This window comes from Arthrobacter sp. P1_B11 (genome assembly GCF_056406715.1).
The window spans coordinates 319,700-334,355 of sequence record NZ_JBFTZQ010000001.1 but is presented as its reverse complement, the minus strand read 5'-3'; the positions used below and the strand labels follow the sequence as shown (position 1 = coordinate 334,355).

Here is a 14,656-nt window from a genome sequence, read left to right as displayed (position 1 = left end):
GGGCGTTGGTCGGGTTCCGGCGTGATTCATGTTCGCCCTCCCCCTCGTGAAATTATTTGGCATTACTGTTCCCATCCTCAGACGGGCCGCTGGCTGCACCGCTCCCACCAGCTGGATTTCTCGAACTGGTGAGGCCATGCATATGGGACAGATAGAACCCTCCCGCAGCTCCAAGCAGAGCGCCTACGAGCACAATCCAGCGGGTTCCCCACAGATAATCCAGACCCCACCCTATCAAACTCCAGACGATGATTCCGCCAACAATGTAGCTAAATACGGCGATTCCAGCGTTGTAACCACCGTCACCATTTTCGGCTGACACGCCAGGAGCTCCGGTCCTTTTGCGAGGGTCACCGGACGCATTTTTGTCGGTGTGGTTTCGCCTAGACATCAGGAGTGCCCCTATCGGGCTGGGGGTCGTTATAGATCTGCAGCCGGGCCCTGCTGAAACCATAGATTTCGGCGGCTTGCCACACGACCACGGCGACGACTGCCCCGATGAGGAACCAGCGTCCGTGAAGCCATTCGGGCGCGCCGAGAGCGAAAAGAACCACCGCAAAGCCAATGACTTTGACGAAATACGTCGCTACGAACAGGCCTATGGCACCTGAGGGGTTATTCCGGCCCACAAAGTGCCCGATCAGCAGGCTGATGGCAAAAAATGCCATCACCAGCAGACCGCCGAAGGAACTCGAAAATACGCCGACCCAGCCGTTGAAAATGAGGGCCACAGTGCCCGTCAGGATCAGCGATGCTCCGGCAGCGGCCGAGCTGAGTGCCAGCAGGCCGAGCCAGAGGGACCGTGTGGGGCCGGAGACACCAACGGTTCCGTTGCCGGACGGAGGTCCGGACTCGGCGTCGGAGGTCATTCGATCCCAATCGTCAGGCCCAAGGGGTGGATTCTGTGCAGGGAAGACCTGCCCCTGAATTCTACACGAGATAGAAATATTCGGAAAAGCAGCGGTCTACCCCTGGGCATTGGTGCCACGGCGGCTCAAATACGGCCATGCCGTGATGAGCCCCATGGCCAAGGTCGCTACCAGGTCCACGGCAAGGACAATCTGCCAGGGGTACACGGCGAAGGCAAGGCCGCCGAAGGACAGAACGGCGGTCCACATGTACATCAGCATCACCGCGGTGCGGTGCGAGTATCCGATATCCATCAATTTGTGGTGCAGGTGTCCGCGGTCGGCGGACCAGGGCGAGCGCCCCACGGCCGTGCGCCGCACCACGGCAAGGCAAAGATCCAGCAGGGGAAGGAAAAGCACTGCGAAAGGCAGCAGGATCGGGATGATTGTGGGAATACCGTTCACACGGTCATAAAGCCCGGACGTGATCTGGCCAGTGGAGACGACACCTGCCGAGGCCATGAGCAGGCCAATCAGCATGGCTCCCGAGTCACCCATGAAGATCTTCGACGGGAACCAGTTGTGTGGCAGGAAGCCTGCGCAACTGCCCACAAGGATCGCCGTCAGCAGAGTGGCGAGGTCGGAGAAGTCCGTCAGCGGAGCGTTGCGGTGGACCCAGTAGGCGGTGAGGAAGAAGGCAGCCCCGCCGATGATCGCCACGCCGGCGGCCAGGCCGTCCAGGCCGTCAATGAAGTTGAAGGCGTTCATCGTGGTAACGATGAGACCCGCTGTGAGGAGCACGTTGATGATGTCCGAGTCGAAGCGTATGGGTTCCGGGATAAACGGAATGATGGTCATCCGGACACCCCAGATGGCCACCACCAGGGCGGCTATGCTCTGCCCGATCAGCTTGATCCACCAGCGCAGGTCGAGGAGGTCGTCGGCCATGCCGACAAGCACGATGACGGCAGCACCGGCGAGGACACCCCACGGCGCCCCGTTGTGGCGAAAGATGTCCTTGACGAAGAACGACTGGCTGGCGACTACGAGTGCGACGAGCACTCCCGCGAAGATCCCCAGTCCGCCGAGCCGCGACACCGGGCTGGAATGCATGTCCCGGCTGCGGATGGGCGTGAACAGTTCAAGCCGGTTGCCGATGAGGCGGGCACCCCAGGTGGCTCCGTAAGAAACCATCGCCGCAGTCAGCATCATGAGCAGGTACATGATCATGGCGTGGCCCCCTCCCCGCGAACGCAGTGCGAAAAGCGTCGGGGTGACCAACCGGCGCCCGGGCAGTCACCGGCCCGCGCATCATGCCGGCGCAGATCGGGGGTTCGGTTCGGGGGACCATGGGGGTTCGTTAGCTGTGGATCTGACGTGCAATAAATGAAACTTCTCCGTCGCGCCATGCGCACAGACAGGCAGTGCATAGTGCCTGACAGGGCTGTATTACAGTGGACTCTAGTCAAGATACTAACGCCAACGGGTACATGGCTTCGCGTCACACGGCCTATCGCCGGCGGGGAACTTGCCGACGGCAGTGCTGAAAGGAACCCGCAATGTCAGTGTCGGTCGCAGTTGCCGCCGTGACGTTTGACCGTCCCCGCGAGCTGGCCGTCTTGTTGAAGGCCATCAACAGCCAGACGGCTGCCGTAGCCTCCATTTGCCTGGTTGACAGCGGTACTGTGCCGGCCCGGGATGTGGCTGAGCAGCACGGCAACGTGGACTATGTCCGTTCGGAAGCCAATCTTGGCGGGGCCGGCGGGTTCTCCCTGGCCGTCCTCAAGGCCGTGGCCAGCGGTGCGGACTGGGTCTGGATGATGGACGATGACGCCGAGCCGGCGGACGCCGAATGCCTCGCCACGCTGATCCGCGAGGCCGAGTCCCGGGAGCTTGACGCGGTGGTCCCGCTCGTGGTGGCGCCCGGCCACCCTGACCGGCTGTCCTTCTTCTTCCGGCTGGACGGCAAAGTTACCCACGACCGCGCCGCGTTGGAGAAAGTGGGGTTCCTGCCACAGGACGGGCACTTCTTCAATGGCGCCCTGATCCGCTCGGATGTTTTCTTCAAGGTGGGTCTGCCGGACATGCGCCTCTTCATCCGGGGCGACGAGGTGGACTTCACCATTCGGCTGCGCAAGGCCGGCATCCGTTTCGGCACCGTGACGACGGCGGCCATCACCCACCCCCACGCGTTCTCCGAAACCAAGCACGTTTTCGGCGCCCGGTGGCACGTGATTGTTCCGGACTCGGCGTTCAAGCGCTACTACTACTACCGCAACCGCGGCTATCTGATCCGTCGCTACTTCCGCATCAAGTCCCTGACTGCCGACGTTGGCGGATACCTGGGCTATTTCCTGCGCCGCGGTGACTTCCGTGGACTGGCCGACTGGTTCCGGGCGTTTTCGACGGGCCTGCGGGGCAAAGGGTTCGCCCCGCTCAAGGACCAGAAGTTCTAGCCGTGCTGACGGTTTAGCCGTCCTGGGCCGGCCGGCGTTGCAGGCGGCGCCGGACCAACAGCCCCAGCAGCACCCACGGCTCGCCGAAAACGCGGTAGGCGACACGCCGGGGGTGCAGCAGAAGACGCCACGCCCACTCCAGGCCAAGCCGGCCGAGCCAGCGCGGCGCCAGCTTCTGGATTCCTGCGATCTGCTCGATGGCACCGCCCACGGCGCAGTAGACCGCGGGCGGCAGCGAGCCGAGGCGGCGCCGCAGCACCCTTTCCTGGAGTGGCATGCCCAGGCCAATAAGCACGAGCTGCGGGCGCTGTTCCGCCAGCCAGGCTGAGGCAGTTTCCTCAACGTCGTCGTTCCAGCCTTCGCCGGGCATGCCGGAGACGCTTGCCCCGGGGACGATGCTTTGCAGCTTCGCCACCGCGCGGGCGTTGGCAACGGGGCCCGCCCCGATGACTGCGATGCGTTCCAGCCCGCTGACCTGTCCAAGGGCCGGAATCCAGTCAGTTGACCCGAGCCGGTAGTCCATGACGGGTCCGGAGGGTTTCCTGCCTCTCCCCCACAGCCACAGGACGGGAGCGCCGTCGATGAGAACGACGTCGCTGTTCTCATAAAACTTCCGGAATTCGGGTTCGGCATGGAACAGCGTCACGCTGTGAAGGTTATGCCCGACGACGGTCCGCGTGGTCCCGTCCGCCACGAACCTGTTGAGCACTCCGGTAAGTCCGGCGACGTCCAGCGGTGTGGCGTCCACCCCGAGAACTGGAATGGTCTGCCGTTGCAGGGTCATTCGGCGTCGGGCGCTTTTTCGCCCGCTGGCCCGCTGGGTGTCTTTTCGCCGGGCTCTTGTTCTCCGGATTCCGAAAGCTCATCCGCAGCCGCGTCAGGGACGCCAGCAGCCTCCGGCTCCGGAAGCTTCTCCGGCTCCGTGGTGGCCGCAGGTTCAGCAGATTCCTCCGGCTCCCCGGCGTTGCCGTCAATGTCCAGCAAGACGGGAACCACCTCCCGCAGCCGCTCCAGGCTCACCGCTCCCTCGCGGACCACGCGCAGCGGCAGCGACGTGGCGTCCACGATGGTGGACGGCATGGCGTCAGTTCCCTCGACGGGGCGGAAGCCGCCTTCCAGGTAGACCTCCACCGATTCAGCGAGCTGGGAACGGGCTTCGAAAGCGGTCTGTGCCGGCGCCTGCCCCGTCCTGTTGGCGGACGAGACGGCCAGCGGACCGGTCAAGGTCAGCAGTTCCTGTGCCACTTCATCGGCCGGGATCCGGAGGGCGACAGTTCCTTTTGTGTCCCCCAGGTCCCAGTCGAGCGAGGGCTGGGCGTGCAGGATCAGGGTCAGTCCCCCAGGCCAGAACGCCTCGGCAAGCTGCCGTGCCTCCGGAAAAACGTCCGTGGCCAAACCGTCCAGGGCATTCAGCCGCGGAATGAGCACAGGAGGAGGCATGCTCCGGCCGCGGCCCTTCGAAACCAGCAGCATGGTGACAGCCTGCGGCGAAAAAGCATCCGCGGCGATCCCGTAGACCGTGTCCGTAGGGAGGACCACGCATTTCTTCTCGAGGATGGCACGCCGTGCGTGTGCCAGTCCTGCGGTGCGCTCATCATCGGCCATGCAGTTATACGTAGTGGTCACTGCCCTATTCTTTCATTACTCGGAGTGGGGCTGTTTACTGTGCACGCGGCGCGGCAAGAAGGGCGCTGGTTGCCCGCTCCTTGCCGTTGAGGTCCAGATGCGTGGTGACGTCCGTCCACCTGCCCGCTCTGTTCAGCATCGCCACGATCCAGGCGGCCTGCACCTCGGCGTGTTCCATCACGAAGAAGCCCCCGGGGACCAGCAGCCGGGCAGCGGAAGCTGCTGCCGCCGTCGGAAGTTCCATGCCGTCCGCTCCTCCGCCGTAAAGGGCTTCGGGCGGGTCGTGCAGCGCCACCTCGGGTTCGTTGGGGATTGCCTCTGCGGGGATGTACGGCGGATTGGACACCACGACGTCGAACGTTCCGTTGAGTTCCGGCAGCGCGTCCCGCAGGTCGCCCCGAACGAGGCGGACACCAAGGGGCTGGAGGTTCTTCTGCGCCCAGGCATGCGCGAATTCGCTGTACTCGACCGCATGGACCTCGGCCTCCGGCACCTCATGCGCCACGGACCCCGCGATGGCCCCGGAGCCGGTGCCCAGATCCACCACTTTAGGGCGGAACACGCCTGCCCGTTCCAGCGCCCGGAGCCGGTCGATCACCAACTGGACCACGGACTCTGTTTCCGGGCGGGGAATGAAGACGCCGGGGCCCACCGCGAGTTGAAGGTAGCGGAAATGCGCCACACCGGTGATGTGCTGCAGCGGAATGCGGCGGGCCCGTTCGGCAACCAATTCCGCATAGCCCGCCGGCGCCGGGGCATCGCCCAGCATCATGGCCCGCAGCCGGCCCAGGCCGACGCCGAGCAGATGGTCCGCCAGCAGTTCGGCGTCGACCCGCGGGCTGGGCACTCCCGCATCGGCAAGCAGCGCCGTGGCCTCGCGGACGGCATCGGCAAGGGATTGGACCGTTTTGGCCGTCTGGTGCTCGGACGTCATGTGGTTCAGTGGTTCCGGCTAGTCGCCGATGGCGTCCAGGCGTGCCTGCTCGTCCATCTCGATGGCCGACTGGATGACCGGTTCGAGGTCGCCGTTCATGACCTGGTCCAGGTTGTACGCCTTGTAGCCGGTGCGGTGGTCCGCGATCCGGTTTTCCGGGTAGTTGTAGGTCCGGATCCGCTCGGAACGGTCCATGGTGCGGATCTGCGACTTCCGCTGGGCCGAGTTCTCGGCGTCGATCTGCTCCTGCTGGTGCGCGAGGATACGGGCGCGGAGTACGCGCATGCCGGCTTCGCGGTTCTGCAGCTGCGACTTCTCGTTCTGCATGGCCACCACGATTCCGGTGGGAAGGTGCGTGATGCGGACCGCGGAGTCGGTGGTGTTGACGGACTGGCCGCCGGGACCGGAGGACCGGTAGACGTCGATCTTGAGGTCATTCTGGTTGATTTCGAGCTCTTCCGGCTCGTCCACCTCGGGAAGCACCAGCACACCCGCGGCCGAAGTGTGGATACGGCCCTGCGACTCAGTCACGGGGACGCGCTGCACACGGTGCACGCCGCCCTCGAACTTCAGCCGCGCATAAACGCCTTCGGCGGGATCGTTCGAGCTGCCCTTGACGGCCATCTGGACGTCCTTGTAGCCGCCGAGGTCGGATTCCGTGGCAGAAATGAGTTCAGTCTTCCAGCCGCGCGATTCCGCGTAGCGGGTGTACATACGCAGGAGGTCACCGGCGAAGAGTGCGGCTTCGTCGCCGCCTTCACCGCCCTTGACCTCAAGGATCACGTTGCGGGCATCGTCCGGGTCGCGGGGAATGAGCAGCCGGCGAAGATTCGCGGCCGCCTTCTCCAGTCCGGCCTCCAGTTCGGGAACCTCAGCAGCAAACTCGGGATCCTCCGAAGCCATTTCCTTCGCAGCAGCGAGATCATCCTGAATCGCATGCCACTTGTGGTACGCCTCCACAATGCCGTTCAGCTGCGCAGACCGCCGCCCCAACTTGCGAGCCAGCCGCTGGTCAGCATAGACAGCAGGATCCCCCAGCTGCGCCTGGATAGCATCATGCTCATCAAGCAGGCCCTGTACGGACTCAAACATTTTCAAAACCTCTTTCGACTCTTACAAGTCTAGTAACTGCAAGGCGGGGTCACTTACCGCCCGTTTCAACGGCCTTATTGGGCTCGATGTGACCCCGCGTTGCTTTTGAAGCGGAGGAACCGGTTAACGCAACAACCGCCCGGGAAATTGGCGGCCCGGGAAGGGCCGCCAATTTTCGGGCGGTTACGCGCAGCTACTTGTCGTTATCCGACTTTGCACCAAGGGTCGTCTTCTGAACCTGCATGAGGAACTCGACGTTGCTCTGGGTCTCCCGGATCTTGTTGGTCAGCAGCTCAAGGCTCTGCTGCGTTTCGAGTCCGGAAAGGACGCGGCGCAGCTTCCACATGATCTTGACTTCCTCGGGAGAAAGGAGGTTCTCTTCGCGGCGGGTACCGGACGCGTTGACGTCCACGGCCGGGAAGATGCGCTTGTCCGCCAGTTGGCGGGACAGGCGCAGTTCCATGTTGCCGGTGCCCTTGAACTCTTCGAAGATGACCTCGTCCATCTTGGAGCCGGTCTCGACGAGCGCGGTAGCCAGGATGGTCAGCGAGCCGCCGTTTTCGATGTTGCGGGCTGCACCGAAGAAACGCTTCGGCGGGTACAGCGCTGCGGAGTCGACACCACCGGACAGGATACGGCCCGAAGCCGGTGCTGCCAGGTTGTAGGCGCGGCCCAGACGGGTCATGGAGTCGAGGAGCACCACAACGTCCATGCCCATTTCCACGAGGCGCTTGGCGCGTTCGATGGAAAGCTCGGCAACAGTCGTGTGGTCATCCGCGGGGCGGTCGAAGGTGGAGGCGATGACCTCACCCTTGACGGTGCGCTGCATGTCCGTGACTTCTTCGGGACGTTCGTCAACGAGCACCATCATGAGGTGGACCTCAGGATTGTTGGTGGTGATGGCGTTGGCGATGGACTGCAGGATGAGCGTCTTGCCGGCCTTCGGCGGCGAGACGATCAGGCCGCGCTGGCCCTTGCCGATCGGGGCAACCAGGTCGATGACGCGGGGCCCGATCTTCTTGGGGTCCGTCTCGAGGCGCAGTCGCTCGGAGGGGTACAGCGGAACCAGCTTGGCGAACTCGACGCGGTCCTTGAGTTCCTCGGAAGTCTTGCCGTTGACCGACGTGACGCGGACCAGGGCGTTGAACTTCTGGCGGGCGGACTGCTGGCTGCGGTCCTCACCATCGCGGGGTGCACGGATGGCACCGACGACGGCGTCGCCCTTGCGCAGGTTGTACTTCTTGACCTGTGCGAGGGATACGTAGACATCGTTCGGGCCCGGCAGGTAACCGGAGGTGCGGATGAAGGCGTAGTTCTCGAGGACATCCAGGATGCCGGCTACCGGCAGCAGGACATCGTCGTCGGTGACCTCGACGTCGTCGACGTCCGGACCCTGGGCGCGTCCTCGACGGCGGTCGTTGCGGTCGCGGAAGCGGTCGTTACGGGAGTTGCTGTCCCTGCTGTCGCGGCTGTCTGACCGTTCGGTGCGGTCATTGCGGTCGCGGCGGTTACGGCGGTTGCGCCGGCTGCCACCATCGGCGTCATCACCATCGCGGCTGTCGTCACGGCGGTTGTCGTCGCGGCGGGTATCGCGGGCGCCAGCAGTTTCCGCTGAGTCGCGGCCACCGCGGGTGCGGCCTTCCCGGCGGTCAGTGCGCTGCCCACCATCGGCGGTCTCGCTTCCCTGCTCACGGGCCTCGGCACCGCGCGCTTCACCGCCACGGGTTTCAGCAGCACGGGTTTCGGCGACGCGGGTTTCACCGCCACGCGTTTCAGCAGCACGGGTTTCGGCGACGCGGGCCTCAGCACCACGGGCTTCAGGCGCAGCGGCCTCGGACGGTGCCTCGGCGGTGTCGGCTTGCGGCGTCCCCGCGGCTGCCTCGCCGCGGCGGCGGTTGCGGGTACGCGGCTGGCGGCGTTCGCCGACGCCTTCACCGGCGGCCGGCTCGGACGTTTCGGCAACTGCCTGGGCGGCAGGGACCTCGACGGCGGCCGCGGGCTCGGCGGCTGGCTCTGCTGCAGGGGTGGATACCACTCCGTCGCTCACGGCGCGGCGGCTGCGGCCACGGCCGCGGGCACGGGTTCCTTCCTGTGCCGGGGCTTCGGCCGCTTCTGCCGGGGCAGCGGGAGCCGAAGCGCCTGCAACAGCCGCGCTGTTGTCGGTGGCCTTCTCCGCAGCCCGGGCCGGAGCCTTGCTGGCTGAAGAACCCGCACGATGCGCGGAAATGGCCGAGACCAGGTCTCCCTTGCGCATGCGGGAACCGCCTGAAATTCCAAGCTGGCTGGCAAGCGCCTGCAGCTGGGCGAGCTTGAGGCCGGCGAGGCCACTGCTCTTGGCGGGTGCTTCCGTCAACGATCCGGAAGCAGAAGATGTTGTGTCCACAGCTGGCGACAGCTCAGTGGTTTCGGTCACGAAGGATCCTTCCCCCTCGACGGCGTCCAGACTGGGAGCTGGACGCGATGATTTGATCTGGGCTGCAGTTCAGATCTGCAGCCGCGATTTCGGCCTTGCCGGATGGATTTCGGCCAGCAGGGCCGGATACTGATCGCCTTCAACGCTCCGAAATTAGGCGGGGCGACGGACTGACAGTTCAGGTACAGAAATGATTCTGTAAAGTCCTGGGTCAGGCCAAGGAGACGGCACCGGAAAATACTGCGCATTACGAGATCAGAGCAGCAGCAGATCTGAGCAGGTCCGGACCACGAAAGGCAACTGGGCCAAAATCGGGGTCTTTAGTCTGCACGGTCTATTGGCTGCAGGGCCTCTCGACTACAGAGTCGCTGTCTGACTGCAAAAACTGCGGTGACTGAATGCGGGTTTACCGCCGGTGCACTCCCACTTTAGCACCTTCGACGTCCACTGCCAGCTTCATCACACGCCAGTTGATGTCCGGAGTGTTTGCCGAGGTGAAAGCCCCGATAAAGTCCAGGACTGTTGCCGCCTCCGCTTCGCCGTTTGCCAGCACCAGAACGGTGGGCCCGGCGCCGGACACCACGGCGGCATGCCCCGCGGCGCGCAGCGCTTTGATCAGAGCAGCGCTGGGCCGCATGGCCTCGGCACGGTAGCTCTGGTGGAGGTAGTCCTCGGTGCCCGCAAGCAGGAACTCCGGCTTGTGGGTCAGCGCATGGATCAGGAGGGCGGCCCGGCCGGAGTTCATGGCAGCGGCATGGTGCCCCACCGATGCCGGCAGCAGCGCCCGCGCGGCCTCAGTGGACAGCTCGAAGTCCGGCACAGCCACAATCGGGATGACAGCCGCATCCACGGTGGCGCACGTACTGCTGTACTGGTCACTGTCCTGCCAGGACAGTGCCAGTCCGCCGAATATGGCCGGGGCGACGTTGTCCGGATGCCCTTCGATCTCGCTGGTCAGCTGCAGGATCCAGTCGCGGTCCTGCTGCTCCCCCGCCGGAAGCAAGGCGTTCGCAGCCGTGACTGCGGCCACCACGGCAGAGGCTGAAGAACCCAGGCCGCGGCCGTGGGGGTTCACGTTTTCGGCGACGATCCTGAGGCCGGTGTGCCGGTAGCCACGGCGGCCGAACGCGGCCTCCATGGCCCTGACCACCAAATGGCTGGCATCCCGCGGCAGGGAGTCTGCGCCTTCACCGCTGAGCTCGAAGACCAGTTCCCCGGTATCCAGGCTTTCAACGGTCAAGGTGTCGTGCAGAGTCAGTGCCAGTCCGAGGCTGTCATAGCCGGGCCCGAGGTTGGCGCTCGTGGCGGGCACCCGGACCGTGACCTGCTGCCCGGCCTGGATGGCCGGCAGCTGGGCCGTTTGCGGCAGCATGGTTTCCAAGGCTAGTTGTCTCCCAGTCCCAGTTCGGCGGCGACCGTCACGACGTCGTTGGAAACCTTGACGGGCTGCACGTCGCTGCCGTCTTCGGTCCGCAGGGCCCACTGGGGGTCTTTCAGGCCGTGGCCGGTGACCGTGATCACAATGGTCTTGCCGGAGGGAACCTCGCCGGCAGCGTGCTTCTTGATCAGGCCCGCTACGCCGGCGGCCGAGCCGGGCTCCACGAAGACTCCTTCGCGGGCGGACAGCCAGCGGTGCGCCGCGAGGATCTCTTCGTCGGTCACCGAGTCGATGAAACCGCCGGACTCGTCGCGGGCCGCGATGGCGCCGTCCCACGACGCCGGGTTCCCGATCCGGATGGCCGTGGCGATGGTGTCCGGCTCGGTGATGGGGTGCCCGGCCACGAAGGGCGCGGCACCGGCGGCCTGGAAGCCCCACATCTGCGGGGTCCTGGTGGAAACGGCGGGAAGAGTGCCGGCTGTCTCTGACTCGAACGGCGCGGAGTACTCCATGTAGCCCTTCCAGTACGCGGTGATGTTGCCGGCGTTGCCGACGGGCAGCACGTGGATGTCCGGGGCATCGCCGAGGGCGTCAACGATTTCGAAGGCACCCGTCTTCTGGCCCTGGATGCGGGCCGGGTTGACGGAGTTCACCAGGAAAACGGGGTAGGACTCACCCAGCTTGCGGGCAATGTCCAGGCAGTTGTCGAAGTTACCGTCGACCTGCAGCAGGGTGGCGCCGTGGGCGATTGCCTGGCTCAGCTTGCCCATGGAGATCTTGCCTTCGGGAACCAGCACGGCGCATTTCAGGCCGGCGGCCGTGGCGTACGCTGCGGCGGAGGCGGAGGTGTTTCCGGTCGAGGCGCAGACCACGGCTTTGGCACCTGACGCCACGGCGGCAGTCATGGCCATCGTCATGCCGCGGTCCTTGAAGGAACCGGTGGGGTTCATGCCTTCCACCTTGAGGTACACCTCCGAGCCGGTCAGTTCTGACAGCTTCTGGGCGTGGACCAGCGGCGTGCCGCCCTCACCGAGGGTGATGACCTTGGTGGATTCGGTGACGGGCAAACGATCAGCATATTCGCGGATGACACCGCGCCATTGGTGAGCCACTTAGACTCCTTCTACCCGCAGTACGGATGTAACGGAATTGATGACGTCCAGGCCCTTGACGGCCTGGACGGTCGCTGCCAGTGCAGCTTCGGTTGCGCGGTGCGTCACGATCCGCAGTTCCGCGGATTCGACGTTCGAGTCGGCATCGCGGTGAATGGTCTGGCGCATGATTTCGATGGAAACGCCGTGCTCGGCGAACAGCTGGGCAATCTTCGCCAGCACGCCGGGCTGGTCCGCAACGTCCAGGCCGATGTAGTAGCTGGTGTACACGGCGTCAATGGGCAGTGCCGGGACGTGCCCGGTGGTGGACTCGATGCGTCCGGGGCCCCCCAGGACGATGCGGCGCGCTGCCGAGACGAGGTCACCCAGCACGGCAGACGCCGTCGGGGTTCCGCCGGCGCCCTGGCCGTAGAACATCAGTTCTCCGGCATTCTCGGCCTCAATGAAGACGGCGTTGAAGGCTCCGCGGACAGCAGCCAGCGGGTGCTCCCGCGGAAGAAGGGTCGGGTGGACCCGAACGGACACGCCGTCGTTGCCGTCAGTGTCGGTCAGCTTCTCGGCGATGGCCAGCAGCTTGATGACGAATCCGGCCTCTTTGGCCGCGGCGATGTCAGCGGCGCTGACGCGCGTGATTCCCTCGCAGTGGACGTTCGCCAGGTCAAAGCGCGTGTGGAAGGACAGGGACGCCAGGATCGCAGCCTTGGCCGCAGCATCCAGGCCTTCGACGTCGGCCGTCGGGTCCGCCTCGGCGTAACCGAGCCGCTGTGCCTCTGCCAGGGCGTCGGCGAACTGTGCGCCTGTGGAGTCCATCTGGTCGAGGATGAAGTTGGTGGTGCCGTTGACGATTCCCAGGACCCGGGTGATGCGGTCACCGGACAGGCTGTCGCGGATGGGACGCAGGATGGGGATGGCTCCCGCAACCGCCGCTTCGTAGGACAGCTCGACGCCGGCTTTGTCCGCTTCTTCGTAAAGAGTGGGGCCGTCCGCGGCCAGCAGGGCCTTGTTGCCCGTGACCACGCTCGCGCCATTTTGGATGGCCGTGAGGATCAGCGAGCGGGCGGGCTCGAGGCCGCCCATCAGCTCGATCACGAGGTCGGCGTCCTTGACCAGGGTTTCGGCATCCGTGGTGAACAGCTCACGCGGCAGTTCCACATCGCGTTCGGCGTCGAGGTTGCGCACGGCAATGCCGGCCAGCTCCAGGTGTGCACCCGTCCGCGGGGCCAGGGCGCCGGCGTCGTCAATAAGAATCCGCGCGACCTGGGCCCCTACGTTGCCACAGCCCAGCAGGGCCACTTTCAGGGTTCGCAATTCGGTCATTCAGACTCCCATGTCGCGGTTGAGCAGATCTTCTTCGGTTTCCCCGCGGACAATCAGCCGGACAGATCCATCGCGCACAGCGACAACGCCCGGCCGGGCCAGATAGTTGTAGTTGCTTGACAGGGCCCAGCAGTAGGCGCCGGTACCCGGTACAGCGAGCAGATCACCGGCTGCCACGTCCTCGGGCAGATATACATCTCTAACAACTATGTCGCCGCTCTCGCAATGTTTGCCCACGACTCGGGACAGCTGCGCAGCCGCTGCGGAGGTCCGTGAGGCCAGAATCGCTGAATAATCCGCGTCGTAGAGCACCGGACGGGCGTTATCGCTCATGCCGCCGTCCACCGACACATAGCGCCGGGGGTGCGTAACGTCCTTCCCGGCAGATTCGGCGTCATTGGAGGCCGGAGCATCCACGCGGACTGTTTTCCGGGTGCCCACCTCATACAGCGTGAACGTGCTGCTGCCTACGATGGCCCGTCCGGGCTCGATCGAGATACGCGGGGCGGAAATGCCCAGTTCAGCGCACCTTGAACGGACGACGGCGGCCATCGCCTGCGCGATTTCGGCTGCCGGGCGGGGCGTGTCCACCGGCGTGTAGGCGATGCCGTAGCCACCGCCAAGATCGAGCTCGGGCAGCCGGATCGAGTACTTCTGCTGCATCTCGGCGAGGAAGCCCAGGAGTTTCTCCGCAGCAAGGGCAAAGCCGTCGGGTTCGAAGATCTGCGATCCGATGTGGCAATGCACACCGAGCAGTTCGATGCTGGGATAGCTCGTGGCAGCGGCCACAGCTTCCTCGGCCGCCGAGAGACCGGCCTGGTCTGTCGAGTCTCCGGCCATGGAGAGTCCGAACTTCTGGTCTTCATGGGCAGTGGCGATGAACTCGTGGGTGTGGGCGTGGACGCCCGGCGTCAGCCGCAGCATAACCTTGGCCGCCTCACCCCGCTCCGAAGCGATTTTTGCCACGCGCTCCAGCTCGTCCAGGCTGTCCACCACGATCCGGCCCAGTTTCATGTCCAGCGCGCGGTTGATCTCGGCGTCGGACTTGTTGTTCCCGTGCAGGCCAAGGTTGGCACCGTCGATGCCGGCGCGGGCGGCTACAGCGAGCTCGCCGCCGGAACAGGTGTCCAGCCGCAGGCCCTCTTCAGCCACCCAGCTGGCCACCGCAGTGCAGAGGAAGGCCTTGCCCGCGTAGTAGACATCCACTCCCCCGCAGATGTCGGCGAAGGCCTCCTCAAAGGCTTCCTTGAAGGCGCGGGCTCTCGCCCGGAAATCGGACTCGCTCATGACGAAAAGCGGCGTGCCGAACTGCTCCTTCAGCCTGCTGACGGGAATGCCGCCGACGGCGATTTCGCCGTCGGCGTTCCGTTCCACTCCGGCAGCCCACATGGACGGGTGCAGGGCGTTGAGGTCCGACGGCACCGCGAGCCAGTCCGGGGCGAGCGGCGAGGACTGGTTCAATGCATGGGCGGTCATTCAG

The 14,656-nt window shown here is 65.0% G+C and carries 13 protein-coding genes; 1 reads left to right on the top strand and 12 read right to left on the bottom strand.

Annotation, left to right across the window (positions count from 1 at the left end; translation table 11 throughout):
* Positions 1-52 precede the first annotated feature (52 nt).
* From AC1D14_RS01490 to AC1D14_RS01480, 3 genes are all read right to left on the bottom strand, one after another.
* Positions 53-391, bottom strand: coding sequence for an AtpZ/AtpI family protein (locus AC1D14_RS01490; RefSeq protein WP_230116907.1), 339 nt, complete (start codon positions 389-391; stop codon positions 53-55).
* Positions 384-869 carry a Cg1360 family ATP-synthase-associated protein gene (locus tag AC1D14_RS01485; protein ID WP_230116908.1) on the bottom strand — a complete coding sequence of 162 codons (486 nt, stop codon included), beginning with the start codon at positions 867-869 and terminating at the stop codon, positions 384-386. Before AC1D14_RS01485 ends, AC1D14_RS01490 begins: the two co-directional genes overlap by 8 nt.
* 96 nt (positions 870-965) lie before the next feature.
* A complete protein-coding gene (locus tag AC1D14_RS01480) occupies positions 966-2,078 on the bottom strand; it encodes an MraY family glycosyltransferase (protein ID WP_230116909.1) in 1,113 nt (370 codons plus the stop codon).
* Between the two features lie 329 nt (positions 2,079-2,407).
* Between AC1D14_RS01480 and AC1D14_RS01475 the strand changes: the two genes are divergently transcribed.
* Positions 2,408-3,304 (top strand): glycosyltransferase, encoded by an 897-nt coding sequence (locus tag AC1D14_RS01475; protein ID WP_230116910.1) that lies wholly within the window; start codon positions 2,408-2,410, stop codon positions 3,302-3,304.
* 13 nt (positions 3,305-3,317) lie between these two features.
* Here AC1D14_RS01475 and AC1D14_RS01470 read toward each other — a convergent pair whose 3' ends face one another.
* The 9 genes from AC1D14_RS01470 to lysA all read right to left on the bottom strand — a co-directional run bounded on the left by AC1D14_RS01470 (position 3,318) and on the right by lysA (position 14,652).
* Complete coding sequence (locus AC1D14_RS01470) at positions 3,318-4,088, bottom strand: WecB/TagA/CpsF family glycosyltransferase (protein ID WP_230116911.1); 771 nt, start codon at positions 4,086-4,088, stop codon at positions 3,318-3,320.
* A complete protein-coding gene (locus AC1D14_RS01465) occupies positions 4,085-4,930 on the bottom strand; it encodes an L-threonylcarbamoyladenylate synthase (RefSeq protein WP_230116912.1) in 846 nt (281 codons plus the stop codon). Before AC1D14_RS01465 ends, AC1D14_RS01470 begins: the two co-directional genes overlap by 4 nt.
* 34 nt (positions 4,931-4,964) lie before the next feature.
* A complete protein-coding gene (gene prmC, locus AC1D14_RS01460) occupies positions 4,965-5,864 on the bottom strand; it encodes a peptide chain release factor N(5)-glutamine methyltransferase (protein ID WP_230116913.1) in 900 nt (299 codons plus the stop codon).
* A gap of 18 nt (positions 5,865-5,882) precedes the next feature.
* On the bottom strand, positions 5,883-6,956 hold the full coding sequence (prfA, locus tag AC1D14_RS01455; protein ID WP_230116914.1) for a peptide chain release factor 1: 1,074 nt from the start codon (positions 6,954-6,956) through the stop codon (positions 5,883-5,885).
* Between the two features lie 193 nt (positions 6,957-7,149).
* Complete coding sequence (gene rho / locus AC1D14_RS01450; RefSeq protein ID WP_230116915.1) at positions 7,150-9,369, bottom strand: transcription termination factor Rho; 2,220 nt, start codon at positions 9,367-9,369, stop codon at positions 7,150-7,152.
* Positions 9,370-9,775: 406 nt separating this feature from the next.
* Positions 9,776-10,741 carry a homoserine kinase gene (gene thrB / locus AC1D14_RS01445; RefSeq protein WP_230116916.1) on the bottom strand — a complete coding sequence of 322 codons (966 nt, stop codon included), beginning with the start codon at positions 10,739-10,741 and terminating at the stop codon, positions 9,776-9,778.
* 11 nt (positions 10,742-10,752) lie between these two features.
* On the bottom strand, positions 10,753-11,859 hold the full coding sequence (gene thrC, locus AC1D14_RS01440) for a threonine synthase (RefSeq protein WP_476967962.1): 1,107 nt from the start codon (positions 11,857-11,859) through the stop codon (positions 10,753-10,755).
* Positions 11,860-13,176, bottom strand: a complete 1,317-nt coding sequence (locus AC1D14_RS01435; protein WP_230116918.1) for a homoserine dehydrogenase — start codon at positions 13,174-13,176, stop codon at positions 11,860-11,862.
* Positions 13,177-14,652 carry a diaminopimelate decarboxylase gene (gene lysA, locus AC1D14_RS01430; RefSeq protein WP_230116919.1) on the bottom strand — a complete coding sequence of 492 codons (1,476 nt, stop codon included), beginning with the start codon at positions 14,650-14,652 and terminating at the stop codon, positions 13,177-13,179.
* Between the last annotated feature and the right edge of the window lie 4 nt (positions 14,653-14,656).

Excerpts from the sequence above, each read along its gene's own strand:
- AC1D14_RS01490 (WP_230116907.1), bottom strand. The coding sequence starts at position 391 with ATGTCTAGGCGAAACCACACCGACAAAAATGCGTCCGGTGACCCTCGC.
- AC1D14_RS01485 (WP_230116908.1), bottom strand. The coding sequence starts at position 869 with ATGACCTCCGACGCCGAGTCCGGACCTCCGTCCGGCAACGGAACCGTT.
- AC1D14_RS01480 (WP_230116909.1), bottom strand. The coding sequence starts at position 2,078 with ATGATCATGTACCTGCTCATGATGCTGACTGCGGCGATGGTTTCTTAC.
- AC1D14_RS01475 (WP_230116910.1), top strand. The coding sequence starts at position 2,408 with ATGTCAGTGTCGGTCGCAGTTGCCGCCGTGACGTTTGACCGTCCCCGC.
- AC1D14_RS01470 (WP_230116911.1), bottom strand. The coding sequence starts at position 4,088 with ATGACCCTGCAACGGCAGACCATTCCAGTTCTCGGGGTGGACGCCACA.
- prmC (WP_230116913.1), bottom strand. The coding sequence starts at position 5,864 with ATGACGTCCGAGCACCAGACGGCCAAAACGGTCCAATCCCTTGCCGAT.
- prfA (WP_230116914.1), bottom strand. The coding sequence starts at position 6,956 with ATGTTTGAGTCCGTACAGGGCCTGCTTGATGAGCATGATGCTATCCAG.
- thrB (WP_230116916.1), bottom strand. The coding sequence starts at position 10,741 with ATGCTGCCGCAAACGGCCCAGCTGCCGGCCATCCAGGCCGGGCAGCAG.
- AC1D14_RS01435 (WP_230116918.1), bottom strand. The coding sequence starts at position 13,176 with ATGACCGAATTGCGAACCCTGAAAGTGGCCCTGCTGGGCTGTGGCAAC.
- lysA (WP_230116919.1), bottom strand. The coding sequence starts at position 14,652 with ATGACCGCCCATGCATTGAACCAGTCCTCGCCGCTCGCCCCGGACTGG.